General features: G+C 34.0%; 19 protein-coding genes and 1 pseudogene. 14 read left to right on the top strand and 6 right to left on the bottom strand.

Features of this window, described 5'->3' with window-relative positions:
- Positions 1-9 precede the first annotated feature (9 nt).
- From STERM_RS17160 to STERM_RS17175, 4 genes are read left to right on the top strand one after another with little or no spacing between them, the layout of a single operon-like run.
- Positions 10-447, top strand: coding sequence for a PTS sugar transporter subunit IIA (locus STERM_RS17160; RefSeq protein ID WP_012862895.1), 438 nt, complete (start codon positions 10-12; stop codon positions 445-447).
- A gap of 15 nt (positions 448-462) precedes the next feature.
- Entirely contained in the window at positions 463-933 is a 471-nt protein-coding gene (locus STERM_RS17165; RefSeq protein ID WP_012862896.1) for a PTS sugar transporter subunit IIB, read from the top strand.
- Positions 923-1,729: a PTS mannose/fructose/sorbose/N-acetylgalactosamine transporter subunit IIC gene (locus STERM_RS17170; protein ID WP_211205106.1), complete on the top strand. Its 807-nt coding sequence runs from the start codon at positions 923-925 to the stop codon at positions 1,727-1,729. The genes STERM_RS17165 and STERM_RS17170 overlap by 11 nt, the downstream gene beginning before the upstream one ends.
- Positions 1,716-2,567: a PTS system mannose/fructose/sorbose family transporter subunit IID gene (locus STERM_RS17175; protein WP_244407194.1), complete on the top strand. Its 852-nt coding sequence runs from the start codon at positions 1,716-1,718 to the stop codon at positions 2,565-2,567. Before STERM_RS17170 ends, STERM_RS17175 begins: the two co-directional genes overlap by 14 nt.
- A gap of 308 nt (positions 2,568-2,875) precedes the next feature.
- On the opposite strand, the gene STERM_RS22420 is transcribed toward STERM_RS17175, so the two are convergent.
- Both STERM_RS22420 and STERM_RS22590 read right to left on the bottom strand, forming a co-directional pair.
- The gene (locus STERM_RS22420) at positions 2,876-3,646 is read right to left on the bottom strand and encodes an MATE family efflux transporter (protein WP_244407286.1); all 771 of its coding nucleotides are present in this window, start codon (positions 3,644-3,646) and stop codon (positions 2,876-2,878) included.
- On the bottom strand, positions 3,576-4,223 hold the full coding sequence (locus STERM_RS22590; protein WP_244407196.1) for an MATE family efflux transporter: 648 nt from the start codon (positions 4,221-4,223) through the stop codon (positions 3,576-3,578). Before STERM_RS22590 ends, STERM_RS22420 begins: the two co-directional genes overlap by 71 nt.
- Before the next feature lie 227 nt (positions 4,224-4,450).
- On the opposite strand from STERM_RS22590, the gene STERM_RS17185 reads away from it, so the two are divergent.
- On the top strand, positions 4,451-5,344 hold the full coding sequence (locus STERM_RS17185; RefSeq protein WP_012862899.1) for a LysR family transcriptional regulator: 894 nt from the start codon (positions 4,451-4,453) through the stop codon (positions 5,342-5,344).
- Between the two features lie 112 nt (positions 5,345-5,456).
- Here the strand turns inward: STERM_RS17185 and STERM_RS17190 are convergent, their stop codons facing one another.
- Entirely contained in the window at positions 5,457-6,209 is a 753-nt protein-coding gene (locus STERM_RS17190) for an IclR family transcriptional regulator (protein ID WP_012862900.1), read from the bottom strand.
- A gap of 288 nt (positions 6,210-6,497) precedes the next feature.
- Here STERM_RS17190 and rhaT point away from each other — a divergent pair, with 288 nt between their 5' ends.
- The 9 genes and pseudogenes from rhaT (at position 6,498) to STERM_RS17235 (ending at position 14,679) form a co-directional block, all read left to right on the top strand.
- Positions 6,498-7,499: an L-rhamnose/proton symporter RhaT gene (rhaT, locus tag STERM_RS17195; protein WP_012862901.1), complete on the top strand. Its 1,002-nt coding sequence runs from the start codon at positions 6,498-6,500 to the stop codon at positions 7,497-7,499.
- A gap of 46 nt (positions 7,500-7,545) precedes the next feature.
- On the top strand, positions 7,546-8,622 hold the full coding sequence (locus STERM_RS17200) for a Gfo/Idh/MocA family protein (protein WP_012862902.1): 1,077 nt from the start codon (positions 7,546-7,548) through the stop codon (positions 8,620-8,622).
- A 19-nt stretch (positions 8,623-8,641) separates the two neighbouring features.
- Positions 8,642-9,526: an amidohydrolase family protein gene (locus tag STERM_RS17205; RefSeq protein ID WP_012862903.1), complete on the top strand. Its 885-nt coding sequence runs from the start codon at positions 8,642-8,644 to the stop codon at positions 9,524-9,526.
- A 22-nt stretch (positions 9,527-9,548) separates the two neighbouring features.
- Positions 9,549-9,872 (top strand): L-rhamnose mutarotase, encoded by a 324-nt coding sequence (locus STERM_RS17210; protein WP_012862904.1) that lies wholly within the window; start codon positions 9,549-9,551, stop codon positions 9,870-9,872.
- A gap of 15 nt (positions 9,873-9,887) precedes the next feature.
- Entirely contained in the window at positions 9,888-10,757 is an 870-nt protein-coding gene (locus STERM_RS17215; RefSeq protein WP_012862905.1) for a dihydrodipicolinate synthase family protein, read from the top strand.
- A gap of 40 nt (positions 10,758-10,797) precedes the next feature.
- Positions 10,798-11,931: an extracellular solute-binding protein gene (locus STERM_RS17220; protein WP_012862906.1), complete on the top strand. Its 1,134-nt coding sequence runs from the start codon at positions 10,798-10,800 to the stop codon at positions 11,929-11,931.
- Between the two features lies 1 nt (position 11,932).
- Positions 11,933-13,102 carry a CaiB/BaiF CoA transferase family protein gene (locus tag STERM_RS17225; RefSeq protein WP_012862907.1) on the top strand — a complete coding sequence of 390 codons (1,170 nt, stop codon included), beginning with the start codon at positions 11,933-11,935 and terminating at the stop codon, positions 13,100-13,102.
- Positions 13,089-14,258: pseudogene (locus STERM_RS17230) on the top strand (CaiB/BaiF CoA transferase family protein). The gene STERM_RS17225 and the pseudogene STERM_RS17230 overlap by 14 nt, the downstream one beginning before the upstream one ends.
- Positions 14,236-14,679: a MaoC family dehydratase gene (locus STERM_RS17235; protein WP_012862908.1), complete on the top strand. Its 444-nt coding sequence runs from the start codon at positions 14,236-14,238 to the stop codon at positions 14,677-14,679. The pseudogene STERM_RS17230 and the gene STERM_RS17235 overlap by 23 nt, the downstream one beginning before the upstream one ends.
- Before the next feature lie 347 nt (positions 14,680-15,026).
- On the opposite strand, the gene STERM_RS17240 is transcribed toward STERM_RS17235, so the two are convergent.
- The 3 genes from STERM_RS17240 to STERM_RS17250 form a co-directional block, all read right to left on the bottom strand.
- Positions 15,027-16,385, bottom strand: coding sequence for a DUF1214 domain-containing protein (locus STERM_RS17240; protein ID WP_012862909.1), 1,359 nt, complete (start codon positions 16,383-16,385; stop codon positions 15,027-15,029).
- A gap of 29 nt (positions 16,386-16,414) precedes the next feature.
- On the bottom strand, positions 16,415-17,398 hold the full coding sequence (locus STERM_RS17245; RefSeq protein ID WP_041310095.1) for a haloacid dehalogenase-like hydrolase: 984 nt from the start codon (positions 17,396-17,398) through the stop codon (positions 16,415-16,417).
- Between the two features lie 284 nt (positions 17,399-17,682).
- A complete protein-coding gene (locus tag STERM_RS17250) occupies positions 17,683-18,486 on the bottom strand; it encodes a hypothetical protein (protein ID WP_012862911.1) in 804 nt (267 codons plus the stop codon).
- Between the last annotated feature and the right edge of the window lie 125 nt (positions 18,487-18,611).

Below are 18,611 nucleotides of genomic sequence, written 5' to 3' on the forward strand. Positions count from 1 at the left end.
GGTAGTGCAATGAGAAAATTTTTAATTGCTTCCCATGCTTATTTGGCAAAGGGAATGTATAGTTCTTTGGAGCTTATTATGGGTAAACAGGAGCACATACATATATTATGTGCATATACTTCAGAGGAATTTGACATAAAACAGGAAATTCAAAAAATTTTACTTGATCTATCTCGGGAAGATGAATTAATTATCCTGACAGATGTATTTGGCGGAAGTGTTAATAATGAATTTTTTGAAGTAATGGCAAAAAATCCGGATAATATATTTCTTGTATCTGGTGTAAATTTACCTTTAATTATGAATCTGATTTCCAGAAGCAAAGATGAGAAACCAACATCTGAAATCATAAATGAATCCATACAGGAAGCAATTGATTCTATCTGTTTTTGCAACGAACTGACTGAGAACGAAAATGGAAATGTTGAAGAAGATGAAGAATTTTAGAAGGAGGATGAAAAAATGATATTGCTGACAAGAGTAGATTTTAGATTACTTCACGGACAAGTGGCTGTTTCATGGACTTCTGGTTTAGGCGCTGACTGTATATTAATTGCAAATGATCAAGCAGCAAATGACAAACTGCGTAAAACAACAATGAAGCTTGCCAAGCCGTCAGGAGTAAAACTGGTTATTAAGAGTATCGAAGATGCTGTTCAGGCATTAAACAGCGGTGTAACAGATAAATATAAGCTGTTTATTGTCGTAGAATCTGTTGAAGATGCTGCAAAACTGGTCAGAGCAGTTCCTGCTGTAAACAAGGTAAATTTAGGACTTATTAAGGCTAAAGAAGGAAGCCGTAATATTTCTAAATCAATAAACGTACTTCCTGAGGAAGAAATATTAATTCAGGAAATGCTGAAATCAAATGTAGAAGTGGAAATACGCCAAGTACCTAATGATATGAAAATCATGGCTGCTAATGTGTTATAAACAAAGGAGGAAGTTTATGGTAAAAGTATTTTTAATTTTTTTAATTGCTTGTTTTGGATATAGTGATTATTTTACAGGAAAATCACTGCAAACAAGACCTCTGGTATTAGGTCCTTTGGTAGGCTTAATTATGGGAGATTTACAGGCAGGTTGTGTTATTGGTGCAACACTAGAACTTGCTATGATGGGAGCAGTAGGTGTTGGAGCAGCACTGCCTCCTGAAGTAGTATCCGGCGGTATTCTTGGAACTGCATTTGCAATTGCAGGTCATAAAGATGCAGGGATGGCTATTGCTTTAGGATTACCTATTGCCATGCTTGTTATGTTACTTCGTAATTTTTTATTTATTGTGGTTGTTCCGTTGTTTGCTAACCGGGCAGATAAATATGCAGAAGCCGGAGATATAAAAGGAGTATCAAGAATGCATTGGTTTGGAGGTATTTTTGGTATGTATCTTCCGCTCGCTCTTCTTGTTGCTGTTTCTTATTATCTTGGCATCAGTGTTATGGAACAGGTGCTTAATACAATTCCTCAATTTGTACAGGATGGTCTGAGCATCTCAGCAGGAATTCTTCCGGCACTAGGATTTGCTATTCTTCTCCGAATGATTCTGAATAAGAAAATTGCGGCATTCCTGGTTATTGGTTTTTTGCTCACTGCTTATATGAATCTCCCTGTTCTCGGAGTAGCTATCATGGCAATATGTATTATTATGCTGATCTCTTACGGAAATCTTGGAAATAAAACCGGTATTATTAGTGCTGGAGAAATGGAGGCGGAAGATGATGACTTCTAATACACAAAATATAAAACCTAATATAGAGGAAACAGCTGTAATCACAAAAAAGGACTTAAGAAAAGTCTTCTGGAAATCTCTTCCTTTTGAAATTTCTTGGAATTATGTACGGCAGGATCATATGGGCTTTGCCTATTCCATGACTCCAATCCTTGAAAAATTATATAATACAAAAGAAGAAAAGGCAGAAGCCCTGAAACGTCACATGGAATTTTTTAATATTACTGTATATTTTTCAACATTAGTTTTAGGAATTGTAACTGCAATGGAGGAAAGACGTGCAAAGGATCCTGATTTTGACACAGCTTCAATTAATAATGTCAAGGTCAGTCTGATGGGGCCGCTGTCCGGAATCGGCGATTCTATATTTCTTGGAACGTTAAGAATTATTACTGCAGGTATCGGTGCATCACTGGCAATGAATGGGAGTATTTTAGGTGCGGTTGTCTTCTTGCTTCTTTACAATATTCCGGCCTTCGCTGTCCGATATATAGGAATGATGAAAGGCTACCAAGTGGGAACAGATTTATTGGATAAAATACAGAAATCCGGTTTAATGGATAAAGTTAGTAAAATGACTGGAATACTTGGTTTAATGACAATAGGTTCTATGATAGCTACAATGGTTACTGTGCATGTACCTCTAAAATTCGGTTCAGGAGATGCAGTAACAACATTACAGTCAATTTTAGATTCTATCATGCCATGTTTTCTGCCTGTCTGTGTAACAAGTGTAATTTATTGGCTGTTAGGAAAAAATCTCAAAACTACAAGTATCTTACTCGGAATTATTACAGTATCTATTCTATGTGCCTTCTTCAATATTCTTACTGTATAATTTAGAAGCTCTCCAAACTGCTCTGTTTAATATACAGAACCTCAGCATAAAGATCTGGAAGATTTACTAAAATTACATGTTAAAAACTTCTTCTTCAGCATTCAAAATTTATATCAAATAGTATGCCAAGGGCAGTAATATAAAAGGGGCTGTATCAAAATAGAAATATTTAGAAATTAGTGACAAGATATTGATAAATTTATTTTTATAATCAGCATATCTTATACTAACATAAAAAAATATATCTATTTTGATACAGCCCCTTTTTATAATTACTTATTTTTTTAGAAATAGCTGCATACATTTTATTACCGTTTTGTCAGATTCTGTGCCCATGTATATTTCCTGTAATACCAGAAAACAATTGGTATTTTGATACACTCATCAAGACATAAGATAAAATAAACTGCAAGTACCGGAAGTTTAAAGTAAAATGCTGCTGATAATGCAGCAGGCATTACAATCAGCCACAGCACTACCCCATCACAAATACACCCGAATTTTGATTTTCCTCCTGCACAGAATATACCGCCGATTACCATATTATTAATAGAACCTGCTATCATATAGTAGCTGCAAATCAAAAGCATTCCAGAAAGATATCCGGTTGCAGTTTCTGTGAGACCGGAAAACTTTAAAATCAGGGGACGCATTAAAATTAAAAGTATGCAGGTAACTACACCTATGATACCCGCTAATTTTACAGAATGTTTTGCCAGTCCGATATTATTCTTCCCTAATTCATTTCCCACCAAAATCACACCTGCAGTACCAAGACCTTTAGATACACAGGCAAGAGTATTCCGCACAATATTCACAAGAGAGCTGGCTGCTACAGCATCATTGCCTAGATGTCCTATAATTGCTGAAAAAATCGTCACTCCCCCGCCCCAGAAAAAATAGTTGCCGACAATCGGCAGGGTATATCGATTAAAATCTTTTTGAATTGTTTTATCTGTATGAAAAAGATAAGACACCTTGATTTTTATACTATTTTGTTTTATAGATTCACTTAATGTCCATACCAGCTGAATACACACAGCTAATACAGTTGCTATGGCAGCACCCGGAATTCCCATACCCGGAATTCCGAATATTCCAAATATAAAAATCACATTGAATATGATATTCAATATCATTGAAGAAGAACCAATCAGCGTACTTTTGGCTGTTTTTCATAATACAGAGATACATCTGTGACAGTCCGAGAGGTACATACGAAAATCCTACAATCTGGAGGTACTCTGCCCCCCGTTCAATTAATGCCGGCTCATTCGTCAGCATCCCCATAATCTGTTCCGGAAAAACAAAAGTACATATTAAAAATATGGTCACTACAATTATTACATATTTTACAGCCAGCGCAAGAATCATTTCAACTGTATTCCGTTCTCCTTTCCCCCAATATTGTGCTGCCAGTATTGTTGTTCCCTGTACCAGAACAGTTATGCATAAATTCAAAATGAAAGTTATCTGCCCAGCCAAAGAAACTGCTGCTAATGCTTCCTGTTCCAAAAATCCAAGCATTACCGCATCAGAAGCACTTACCATAGCTGTCATAAAATTTTGAAATGCTATGGGAATAACCATCGCAGCCAAGGTACGGTTAAATTTCTGCTGTTGTTTCTGGGTTACCTCCAGTATATTCTCATTCACGTTAATTCTCCTCTTTTATAAAATTTTATATTAAGTAGTAAATCTGCCTTTTGATAAACATCCTCATTTTTTTCCACTCTGCTGTCTCTGTCTTTATTATATTTATTGTAATCTTCCTTTATCAAAATAGCAAATACCTAATTCAAAAACCATATTTTGCTTTACAGGCATATTAGAGAATTGTATAATAGAAACAAAGTATATACTATTTTGCAGGAGGTTTATAAATGGAAATACGGGTTCTTCGTTATTTTTTAGCTATAGCCAGAGAAGGAAGCATCACAAATGCTGCTAATTTTCTTCATGTAACACAGCCTACGCTATCTCGTCAAATCAAAGACTTAGAAGATGAGCTGGGAAAAAAACTGTTTGTCCGCGGCAGCCATAATATGTCACTTACCAGAGAGGGAATTATATTTTACAAAAGAGCAGAGGAAATCATATCTATGGTGGATAAAACCGAAGCTGAATTTAAAACTATGGAAGATTCAATTGCAGGAGACATTTATATTGGCGGCGGAGAGACCGAGGCTATAAAACTAATTGCAGAAGTTATCAGTGAATTACGGGAAAACTACCCAAACATACACTATCATCTTTACAGCGGCAATGCATTTGATGTAACAGAGCGAATTGACTGCGGATTATTAGACTTCGGAATTCTTATCCAGCCGGCAGATATTTCTAAATATGATTATATTCATATTCCGGCAAAAGATACATGGGGTGTTGTTATGAGAAAGGACAGTCATTTAGCAGAAAAAAAATTTGTTACAAAATATGATTTATTAAAATTGCCGTTGATATGCTCCAGACAGGCTGTATCAGACAGCAGCACAGGAAATGAATTTGCTGATTGGTTTGGCAGAGATTTTAAAAAGCTGGATATTGTAACTACCTTCAATCTTATTTATAACGCCGCTATTATGGTAGAAGCCGGAATTGGATATGCTATCACAATTGATAAAATTGCCAACACAACAGTAGGCAGCAACCTTTGTTTTCGCCCGCTGGAACCAAAATTAAACTCCGATCTGGATATAATTTGGAAGAAACATCAGGTATTTTCTTCTGCGGCTGAACTATTTTTAAAAAGAATTATGACACATTTTCAGAAATAAAAATAGTATATTTCACTATATCAAAAGAGAATAATTTTGCAAATAAAAAAACACCTTTTTTATTTTTAATATCAGGTGTTTTCTATTTTATTTATCATTCATAGTAAACTTATCAAAAAGAAAATAATCTGTTTTCAGTCAGTTTTTTATGTTTGTTCATTATTTCCAAAATGGGCTTTAAGTCCGCCTGTTCCAAAGTATAAGCGGGAAAAGTCACACTAAAAGCTGCAAACATTTTATTTTGCTGGTAAAGCGGTAAAGCGACACAGCCGGCATACATATTTGCTTCTCTTAATTCAAGTGCATAATGATCGTTTCTGATTTTATTTAAGTTGTCAATAAGAGTATCTATATCGCCCACTGAATATTCAGTTAGCTTTTGAAAAGTATAGTCTTTATACAGCTCTTTTATTTCTTCATTCGAATACTGGCTTAAAAGCATTTTGCCCACAGAAGTACAATGTGCAGGAAGCCGTAAACCTACATTATACATCAATGACAATTCGTTATTGACTTCATATTTTGATAAATAAACAATGCTTTTATTGTCAATAATTCCGACATGACAGGTTTGATTTATCTCCTGACTTAGTTCCTTGGTCAAAATCGAAAGTACCTGTGATAAGTCAATATTACCTATACATACAGCACAAAGCTTTACAAATTCAATTCCTGCATAATATTTTTTTGCCTCTTCATCATACATTATGTAGTCATTTTCCAAAAATTCTTTTATTAGACTAAACACAGAGCTTTTAGGTGCTTCCAAAGCATTTTGTATTTCCGTAAAAGTTAGTCCGCTTCTGTTATTGGCTAAAAATTCAAGGAATCTAAAAGTTCTATTTGCCGATTTTACTTTTGACATATCAATCTCCATTATAACTTTATAATACACTATTAATACTGAATAGATAGTGACAGTATAACATACATTTTTAATATTTCAAAATATAAGCTTATTATTGAAAAAATAAAAAAATTATATTGACAAATAAATTTTTTAGGGTACAATCAAATTGATTAGTTCATAAATAGAACCTATAGTTCTCAAATGTGAACAAAATTGTTTCAGCATCTATAAAATAATATGGCCGTATTATATAAGTAAAAAAGTAAAAAAATTTTCTAATTTTTGTCATAGGAGGAACAGAAAATGTTTATTTATGGTTTTGGAGTATTATTATTGGCATGTCTATTCCAAGGAAGCTTTGGAATTTGTTTTAAAAAATATCAGCCGTTTTCATGGGAAGCTTTTTGGGCATTATTTTCTATTATAGGGGTTTTATTTATTCCACACATGTGGGCATACATAGAAGTTCCGAATTATATGGAGTATATTTTACAAACACCGGCTCATGTATTATTTATAGGAGCACTGGCAGGCTTTTTCTGGGGAATCAGCGCTATTTGGTACAGCAGAGCTATTGACACTATCGGTGTCTCGCTGACTTCCGGAATCAATGTCGGTGCTTCGACTATTTTAGGAAGCTTAATTCCAATGGTTATATTAAAAACTGTACCTGCCGCAAATGTTCTGATGGTATTACTGACTGGTCAGGCGATTATGCTATTAGGGGTCGGTGCATTAACTAAAGCAGGCTTAATGAAAGGCTCTGCTGATTCTGCCGGTAAAGGTTCGTCTTCTGCCATGAAAGCCGGTATTATTCTTGCTCTTATTTCCGGTTTAGGAAGTGCCTCTTTAAATATAGCCTATTCTTATACACAAGTTCCGGTGCAAAATGCAATTGCCGACGGAATTCCGGCAATCAGTGCAAGTCTGATTTCATGGCCTGTTGTATTTTTCGGCGGGTTTCTGGCTAACTTCTTTTTTGCCCTATCAAAATTAATCAAAAACAAAACATATAATAACTATTTTGAAAAAGGCTGCGGAATCGCTTATGCAAAAGTTATACTTACTTCTTTTGTATGGTTTGCGGCACTTGCAATTTATGGTAAAGCATCATCAATGCTGGGACCTTTAGGACCTGTTGTCGGCTGGATATCATTTAACGGTATTGCACTTGTAATAGCTAATTCATGGGGTTTAAAGGACGGAGAATGGAAGGGTTATCCGGAGGCTAAAAAAGTTATGCTTATCGGTAACGGTATATTGATTCTGTCATTTATTGTACTTGGTATAGCTAACGGCATGTAAATTAAAATAAATATTTTATAATTGTATATTCTAGGAGGTTTAAGAAATGGTAAAAAATGTATCTGAAATGACTTACGCACCTGTTACACCTGATAATGCAAAAAATATTGTTATAATCGGAGCAGGCGGGATTGTATCAGGAACTCATCTGCCGGCATATAAAATTGCTGACTATCCTGTTAAAGCTATTTATGATATTGATTTTGAAAAAGCTAAAAAAGTGGCACAGGAAAATGATATTCCCAATGTCTTTGAAACGCTGGAAGAAATTATTGATTTCGGTGTAAAAAATGATGCAGTATTTGATATAGCTGTTCCGGCTTCTGTCTTAGGAGATATCCTTGAAAACATTCCGGAAGGTTCTGCTGTATTAATGCAGAAACCTATGGGTGAAAATATTGAACAAGCTGACAGAATCATGAAAATATGCAGAGAAAAAAAATTAACAGCAGGTGTTAATTTTCAATTGCGTCAAGCCCCTTATATGATTGCAGCCAGAAAGTTAATCGAAGACGGGGTTATCGGTGAAATAGTCGATATTGACTGGAGAGTAGTCGAATTACATCCGTGGTATTTGTGGAGCTTCTTATTCGGACTGCCTCGTATGGAAATATTATATCACAGTATTCATTATATCGATGCTATCCGAAGTATAATCGGAGATCCTGATAAAGTATTCAGCAAAACCATGCCGCATCCCAAAATGGAAAACCTCAGTCAGACAAGAACCTCTATCATTATGGATTATGGTAACACAATAAGAGTAAATTTACATATTAACCATTGCCACGATTATGCCCTCGACTATCAGGAAAGTACTTTAAAAATTGAAGGGCTAAAAGGTGCCATAAGAATAACCCTCGGATTAATTTTAGATTATCCTGCAGGACGTCCTGACAAGCTTGAGTATATTACTGATGACGGAAAAGGCTGGAGAGAAGTAGAAATTCAAGGTTCTTGGTTCCCAGAAGCATTTATAGGTACAATGGGCGGACTTATGAAAAAAATAGAAGACCCTGATTATAACTACATGAATAGTATTGACGAAGCTTATAAGACTATGTGTGTCGTGGAATCCTGCTACGAATCAAATGAAATAGGCGGACTTAAAGTAAAATATTAAAGAAATAGGAGAAAACTATATGATTAAAATTATTGATACGCACCTTCATATCTGGGACAGAAATTATTTGAACCTGCCATGGCTTGACGGTGATACAAGTGTACTCTCAAGAAATTATTCTTTAGCTGATTATGAAAATTCTTTAAATGAAAAGACTCTTTATAAAGTGGAAAAGGCAGTGTATATCGAAGTTGATGTTTTAGACAGCCAAAAAGAAAAAGAAAATGAACTTATTATTGATCTTTGCCGGATTAAGGGCACTTTAATCAAAGGAGCTGTTATTTCAGGTGATTTAACTAAAGAAAGTTTTGCGGACTATATCAAAAAATATAATGACATCAAATGTATCAAGGGAGTCCGGCAGGTTCTTCATGTTCCTTCTGCTAAGCCAAAAACTTGTTTAAGTGAAATTTTCATAAAAAATGTTAAGCTTCTGGGGAAACTGGGACTGGTTTTTGAAGGCTGTGTCCGTGTAGAAGAGCTGGGCGACTTGTACATGCTGGCTAAAGAATGCAGAGATACTGTGATAATTTTGAATCATATGGGTATTGTTGATCCTGATATTATAAGCTCTGTCACTCCTACCGACAAAGAAACAAAATATAAAGAAGACTGGATAAAAAATTTAAAGGATTTGGCATCATTATCTAATGTTGTCTGTAAAATATCCGGTCTTAATCCGGCAGGCGAGTGGAATACAGATACTCTCCGGCCGTCTGTAAATACTGCTTTAGATATTTTCGGCGAAAACAGGGTTATGTTCGCAAGCAATTACCCGGTTTGTAATATATCTACTAAGCTGGATCCCTGGATCAAAGCAGTAATTGAAATTACAAAAGACAGAACAGAGAAATTTGTAAATAAACTTTTTTATGAAAATGCAAATAAAATATATAAATTATAAAATATTTACGGAGGAAGAATATATGGCAAATATACAAAGATTCGGAAGTGTTTCAAAAGTAAAACCTGAAAAGCTCGAATATTACAAAAAGCTGCATGCTAATCCATGGCCGCAGATTAACAGTATGATTAAAGAATGTAATATTCAAAACTATTCCATTTATTATAATGACGGGTATTTATTTACTTATTTTGAATATATTGGAAATGACTATGAAGCTGATATGGCTAAAATGGCATCTGACCCTGAGACCCAGAGATGGTGGGCAGAATGCATACCCTGCCTGAACCCTCTGTCAGATGACGGTCCCTGGCTTAATATGGAAAGAGTTTACAGATTAGATTAAAAAGGAGAAATTATTTTGACTAAATTTTATGTTGCCTCAGTAACACCTTTTGACATTGATAATAAAATCAATGAGAAGGTATCGGAGGAATTAATGAATATGCACATTAATCAAGGTGCGGACGGATTTTTTATCGGCGGCAGCAGTGCTGAAAATTTCTTAATGACTGAAGAAGAAAGATTAAAATCATTTGAACTGGCGGGAAAATTTAAGGACAAGACTGATTTAATTGCACATATTGGTGACATTAGTACTGATAAAGCAATATTTTATGCCGAATATGTAAAAAAACTCGGATACAAAAAAATATCAGCTGTTCCTCCTTTTTATTTTGGATTTGGTCAAAAGGAAATTGCAGATTATTTTTATGACATTTCAAATGCTGTCGACATGCCTGTAATATATTATAATATTCCTATAAATACTCATAAGGAAATTGATCTGAACAACAGTGATACTTTAAAATTATTAAAGTCCGGAGCAATCAGCGGAATCAAGCATACTAATTTTGATATTAACCAGATCGAGAGAATAAAGAATGTTAATAATAATCTGCACTGTTTCGGAGGATTAGAACAAAATATGCTGCCGTTCTTATCATTTGACTGTGATGGTTTTATTGGAAGTACCTTTAATTTTATGCTCCCGCATTATAAAAAGATAGCTTCACTATATTCGGAGCATAATAAAGAGGCATTAACACTACAGACAAAGGCCAACAATATTATGTCGGTTATTTGGAACATCGGATTATTTCCGGCTATAAAATATATTCTTACAAAGCAGGGTATTGATGTCGGAACTGCAAGAAAACCTTTTATTCAATTAACAGATGAAGAGAAAAAAATAATCGACAAAGTAATTGCTGAAAATTTATGTAATTAAGGAATCCTGTTAATTGATAAAAAGAAAGGAATGAAGTATAATGGGTATAAAATTAAAAGGAATAACATGGGCGCATACCAGAGGGTATGTTCCTATGGTTGCCACAGCACAAAGATTTAACGAACTTAATCCGGAAATTGAAATAGAATGGGAAAAACGCTCTCTCAGAGATTTTGAAAATGCTCCTGTGGAACAATTGGCTGAAAAATATGACTTACTGATTATTGATCATCCGTGGGCTGGATTTGCATCAAAAAACGGCGTTTTAATTCCGCTTGAAAAATATTTATCCAAAGATTTTTTAGATGATCAGCTTAAAAATTCCGTTGGCCAGTCTCATTTGAGCTATAATTTTGACGGGTTTCAGAGTGCCTTGGCTGTTGATGCCGCCTGTCCAGTTTGTGTTTACAGACCTAAATACTTTGCTGATAAAAATCTGCCTAAAGACTGGAATGAATTATTGGAATTAGCGAAAACAGGTATAGTTATTTTTGCAGGACAGCCGATTTATCTATTGATGGATTTCTACATGCTCTGTTCTACATTAAGTGATAACCTGTTTAAAACAGATAAAGTTATTGATGATGATACTGGTATTTTGGTATTAGAAAAGATGCGGGAGCTTGCCGGTTACTGTACAAAAGAAATTTTCAGCTGGAATACAATAAAAGTTAATGAAATTCTGTCTTCAGAATCGGATTATTATTACTGCCCTTATGTTTACGGCTTTTCCAATTATTCAAGAGCCGGATATGCCAGGCATATTTTGAAAGCTGGCGATATCATTCAATATGAGGGAAGACAAATGAGTGCTGTATTAGGCGGAACAGGTTTGGCAGTTTCGAGCAAATGCAGGAATATTGGCGCTGCAATAAAATATGTTGAATTCACCGCTTCCAAAGAAATTCAAAAAACTTTGTTATTTGATAACGGCGGACAGCCGGGACACAGAGAAGCCTGGCTTGATAATGAAGTCAACAGAAGAAGTCTGAATTTCTTCAAGGATACACTCAAAACACTTGATAATTCTTATTTAAGACCACGTTATGACGGCTATTTATATTTTCAGGATAATGCCGGAGAGATAGTCAGAGATTTTATTAAAGACGGCGGAAATGTTAAAGACACTTTAGAGAAGATAAACAGTTTATATAAAAAATCTAGGAGTAAATAAGATGAATTTATTAGATGGTATTATTGTTTTAGACTTTAGTCAATATCTGGCCGGCCCTTCAGCGACTTTAAGATTAGCTGATTTAGGTGCCAGAGTTATTAAAATCGAAAGAGTTAACGGCGGAGACGGCAGCCGGTCTATGCAGCTTAAAAATCTGACTGTTGATAATGACAGTTTACTATTTCATACAATAAACAGAAATAAAGAAAGCTTTACCTGTGATCTTAAAAATAAAAATGACCTGAAAATGGTCAAAAGGCTTATTGCTAAAGCTGATGTCATGGTGGAAAATTTCAGACCGGGAGTTATGGACAAAATAGGTTTAGGCTACGATATAGTGAAAGAAATTAATCCGAAAATTATATACGGTACTGTTACGGGATACGGGTCAGAAGGTCCGTGGGCTAAAAAGCCCGGTCAGGATTTACTTTTACAGTCTATGTCAGGTCTAACATGGCTGAATGGCAACAGCGACCAGCCTCCTATGCCGTTTGCTCTGAGTATAACCGATATTTATACCGGAGTCCATTTGTCAGAAGGAATTTTAGCCTGTTTATTCAGAAGATTTAAAACGGGAAAAGGCGGACTGGTTCAGGTAAGCCTGCTCGAATCCATTCTTGATATGCAGTTTGAAGTTATTACAACATATCTTAATGACGGAAAAAAGGCTCCTAAGAGATCAAGCTATAATAATGCACATGCATATTTAAGCGCTCCTTATGGTATTTATGAAACATCTGATGATTATATTGCATTAGCTATGGGATCTGTCTTAGAGTTAGGAGAAATTTTAGGTATTACAGAACTGAAACAATATAGTAATACTGAAAGCTGGTTTGACAGCAGAGATGAGATAAAACAGCTAATCGGTGATAAGCTTAAAACAAACACTGCTGAATACTGGCTGGATATACTAAAAAAGTCCGGTTATTGGTGTTCGGATGTCCTAAACTGGCAGCAGCTTTTAGAATCAGAAGGATTCAAAATTTTAGATTTTATTCAAAATATCAAAAGACCAAATAGTCAAGATATTTTCACTACCAGATGTCCGATTAAGATAAACGGAAAAAATTTAAAATCTGCTAAATGGGCACCTAAATTAGGTGAAAATACAGAAAGTATTATTGAAGAATTCAAATTAAGAGGTGAAATTCAAAATGAAACCACTTGAAGGAATAACAGTTTTAGACTTTAGCCAGTTTCTTTCAGGACCTTCTGCATCCTTAAGACTGGCTGATCTGGGAGCTGAAGTTATTAAAATCGAAAAAACTGGTAATGGCGATATCTGCAGACAGCTATATGTCACAAATGTAAAAATTGACGGCGAGAGTTCAATTTTTCATACAATTAACAGAAATAAAGATGGTATATCCATTGATCTAAAAAACGATGATGAATATAATAAGCTTATACCATTAATTGAAAAAGCCGACATAATAATTATTAATTTCAGACCCGGTGTTTCAAAAAAACTAAAACTGGACTATGAAAGAATTAAAAAAATAAACCCGAAAATTATCTATGCTGAAATTACCGGATATGGAAAAGAAGGACCGTGGAAAGATTTAGCAGGACAGGATTTACTGGTGCAGTCTATTTCCGGTTTAAGCTATCTAAACGGCAACAGTAATCAGCCTCCGACACCTTTCGGCTTATCAGTGGCTGATATGTTTGCCGGGCAGCATCTGGTTCAGGGAATTCTGGGAAGTCTGGTAAAAAGAGAAATAAAAGGTGAAGGTTCTTTAATAGAGGTTAGTTTATTAGAATCAATTTTGGATATCCAGTTTGAGTTGTTCACCACATTTCTTAATGATGGAAATGAGCTTCCTGAAAGAAGCAGTATAAATAATGCGAATGCGTATATAGGAGCACCTTACGGAATATATGAAACATCAGACGGATATATTGCTTTAGCTATGGTTCCTGTTACATATTTGGGAGAATTAATATCCTGCAGAGAATTAGAAGAATATACAGATCCCAAAACCTGGTCAACCAAAAGAGATGAGATAAAATCTATCCTCGTTTCTCATTTGAAAACAGAGACTACTTCTTATTGGTTATAAATTTTAGAAAAAGCTGATATTTGGTGTTCAGATGTGTACAGCTGGGATAAGCTGTTTGAAACTGACGGTTTCAAACAGTTAAATATGATTCAAAAAATTAAAGTCAACAGTGAAGTCGAAATAGAAACTACAAGATGTCCTATCAGAATAGACAAAGAACTGTATACAAGCCAAAAAGGTTCGCCAAAAATCGGTGAACATAACACAAAATATCTTTGTAAGGAAAGAGGTAATAAAAATGGAAAAAGAAATTTATTATGAGGATTATGTTGTCGGCGACAGCAGAAAAACTTACGGAAGAACTGTTACAGAGACTGATATAGTTATACATGCCGGACAGACTGGTGATTTTTTCCCTCATCATATGGATAAAGAATGGTGTAAAACAACTGATTTTAAACAAAGGATAGCTCATGGGACTTTAACATTTAGTATTGGTGTCGGTATGACAGCCAATGTTATAAATCCGGCTGCATTTTCTTACGGATATGACAGATTAAGATTTTTAGCCCCTGTTTTTATAGGGGATACAATTACTGTCAAGGTAACTATTAAAGAAAAAAGAGATCATCCTAAAAGAGAAAATATGGGATTTGTTATAGAATTAGTAGAAATTTTTAATCAGGATCAAAAACTTGTATTAGTTTGCGAGCACTTGCTTTTATGTCAGAAAAAAGGTTAGTACTAATAAAACCGGTGTTTGAAATTCCGGGTAAAATCTAAAATAATCAATATAATTAATTATGTACAGGGATTTCCATCCCTGTTTTTTTAATGTTATCAATTAAAAGAAATATCTTTCGTATACTGATTACTTTTCAGTCGTAAACTCTCTTTTTATTTCACTTATTAAGGATTAATAATACAAAAGTACGGTTTCAGGATAGCCGTACTTTCTATATTTATTATATTGAATTTTCAATTATTTAACCGTAATTACAGCAGGCTGACTCCATTTTTAGAAGCAGGAAGTCAGTTTGATGCTTTATTTTCTTATGATAATATATTTGATTTTAATATTCTAAATCATTATTTTATTTTCTGTATTGCGGGCGGAGTCCATGAACCATTTCTCACTACTTCTTTTGGTACGTATAATCTAAATGTTAATACGAATTCTCTCCCTTTTTCTGTTGGAATCCAGTTTTCTCTAAAAGCTCCTTTGGGAAGCTCCGGCCCTGCCCAGATAGTCAGCGATCCGTCTTTATTTTTATTCAGCTTAGTCATATTATTCACATTATATTTATTTAATGCATTTTTTGCTACATGATAGTCAGGAGTATTATACAGTGTTATAGACCAAAATGCATCAGCCATTAAATCTGGAAGTTCATCTTTTGAAAATACTATTTTATATGTATTATTTCCATTTAACAATTGATTCGACCCTGCATCTTTTGTTCCGCCAAAATAGATTGCTTCATTTGTTGTATTAGCCCAAATACCGCCAAAATTAATAGAATCACGCAATACAATATCATCTCCGAAATTTCCAGCTCCGTAGGTAGCAACCCAGCCATCTTTTTCAACACCATAACTCGTTGTTTTTTTCATAAATTCAGGAATTGTTTTTGTTTGTATGATATTTTCAATATATTTTTTAGCTTCATCGGAGCTTTTCATATAATCCGCCACTTTTTTCACTGTTTTCTGATATTCAGGTGCTTTAGGCATAGAATCAGGATATGATTTCAGTACTTCATCTACTTTTAGGAATATATCCGCTCCTATTAATTTCGAGTTGCTAAAATCCGGTATATTTACTACAGGTTCTATCTTTATACCTGCAGGTGCTTCCAGAGTAAATCTCTTCTGCAGTCTCACCGCTTCATCCGGGGTTCCTTTTAGCTCCACACGTGCCAGCATTTTTACCTTATTAAACGGCACCTCTACTTTCAAAGCATCCTTTGGAATATTTTTAGGATTGCTTCCTTTCAGCACTATGGCAAATTTACCGTATGGATGCTTGGGATAGGTTCTTTCATTTATATTTGCCACGACTTCTCCCCAGCCGTCCAAAAGCTGCACTGTATAATAACGGTCTTTTATTTCCGGTACGTTCAGAATAACTCCGTTGTTTTTATCCACAGCTACCCAGGACTCCAGATATACTACATCCAGATTCGGATTTGCGAATTCAGTCAATCCGGGAGTATTATACTTTATTTTATTATAATTATTTTTTTCTATATTTACATCCTGATTCTCCTGTCTTATCACTAAATACCGCCCTAATAAATACAGATAACTGTCTGTTACTTCTTTCTCTGTAGGCTGTACAGCGGAAAAACTTGGAAAAGTTAATAAAAACAGTATTCCTGATATCCAAATTTTGAAAATATTTTTTTTAATAATTTCTGTTTTTTTTATAAAATTATCGGCTCTCATAGGCATTCTCCTTAATATAGTTATTTATATCAAAATATTTCTTTCCAGTCATTTTTCATGCTAACCACATTCCATTTATATTTATCAGCCCAATTCAAAGAAATATTGTTCTTTTCGCCGTATTTAAATTCACGTTTATCATCATCATGATTTATTAATACCTGCAAAGTTTTATAATTTTTATTTCCATTTTGAGAGTAACGAAGCATGTATATATCTCCGCCGGCTCCCACATTTCCAACTGAAATAACAGGTGCTTTCCCAATAATCAGGGCTATATTTGCTGCTTTTTCCCTGCCGTCGTTATATGAGTTTAATTCAGGTTCTAAAATCATCTCTCCTGTAGCCTCGTTATAGCTGTATTTATTGGACGAACCTATCACATTTTCTGAATCTATGCCGTATAGTTCTTTGCTCATCCCTCTCATAAAATCCACTGTTCCGCCTGAACAGATATAAACCTTAAATTTATTCTTCTGCAAATATTTTATGAGTTCTATCTGCGGTTTATAAACTATCTTATCTATAGTTTTGTTTAAATGCGGATATGTAGTCTTAAAAACAAAATCTTTAACTTCTTCTCTCAGCTGTCTCTCACTTATATTTGTCAAGGTTTTCAATGTCAGGCTTATTACTTCATCTTCATTTGCAGTTTTCAAATACTCATTATCTCCTGTCACAATAGCTTTAAACGGTTGTTTTTCCAGCAGACTTTTATCGCTTTCAGCCATTTCCTTTACCTTCTCGATAGAAAACAATATCTGAATTAACGGTTTTTCAGGTACCAGTGTTCCATCATTATCAAAGGTTGCTATTCTGTCTTCTTCCGGAATATAATAAGGACTTTTTTCATTAACTGCATTCTCTACATAGTTTATAATGTTTCTTTTTGTATTTGTATTATTCCAGCTGGGCAAAGGATCTGCCTGTTCACTGATCCCCATCATGAAAAAAACTGTAACAAACAAAATCCATTTTATTTTTATCAGCATAAGCAGGTACTTCCTTTTCATAAGTTTTTTTATACGACTGCCTGTTATTACTTGGATTACCAATCAAAATCGTTACTCAGAACTATTATTATAAAAATCAGATTCTAACATTTCATAATAACATTTTCATATACAAGATTCTAATTGAGTTATAACAAAATTTATTTTAAAAGTCAATTAGTTTATTAAAGTATTTTTCCAAAAACCGTATAATTATTTCAAAACCACTGTAAAAACTGAACTTTTTACTATTTTAAATTTGTTTCTTTTTATTCTCTGCTATTATAATTTTTTATAATTTTAATTTATTCGATTTTATGAAGTTCAAGTACTTCATCCCATATTTTTCTTATTTCTGTTGTTTGAAAGTAATTAAAGAAAGCTGTCGGATTTGGCAAATTTTCATCTTTCATTATTTCTGTTTGTGTTAGCCTTCTCCCATATATTTTATAATATTCAAATAAAATATTCCCTAAATATTGTTTTGTATACTTCGTATTTCTTTCACACCGTTTTTGAAACCCCGCCAGTTCTCTCAAATTATTCATATTTGTAAATCTTATTCCTAATACTGATTTAGAATATGGAAATCCATATTTTTTCAAATCTGTGAAACTGGCTCCATATATTATTTTTCCTACTTTCATAGATACATTTCTGTAAAAATTTATTATTTCTTCATTTGTATCCGTGACTTTATTCAATTCTCTTTTCGGTTTTTCTCCAAGAAAAATCAGAAATTTATTCCAGCTTCCAAATCGAATTCTGATAGAATCCACTCCAATTCCTGTTTCCTGTTTCATTAATTTTGAAGTTACATTGCCATACATTGCTTTTACTCTGGTGTAAGCTTCAATAATTTCACTGTCTGAATATGAAGAAATTCTGATTTTTATTCCGAATATATCCTCTAATTCTTTTTTCGTCCAAATTTTTTTTATTGATTTATAACTTGGCATTCCTTCTAAAATTTCTATTTGAGACATATATTTCAGTTCTCCGTGTTTTATTTTCTCCTTTATTAAATTCTGGAGTTCTTTTTTATTCTTACTTAAATTTTTCCCAAAATTTTTCTTTGATTTTAGTTTTTCTTTATTTGTTTGTTCCATGTTTTCACCACCGATTTATCGAACCGGGAAACATAAAAAAATATGCTCCTCAATTCCTTTCTATAAAATAGAACAATGATCTATAATTGTAATTATATTATTTTCAATTTAATTTGTCAACGGAA

The sequence above is a fragment of the Sebaldella termitidis ATCC 33386 genome (assembly GCF_000024405.1).
Classification (GTDB): domain Bacteria; phylum Fusobacteriota; class Fusobacteriia; order Fusobacteriales; family Leptotrichiaceae; genus Sebaldella; species Sebaldella termitidis.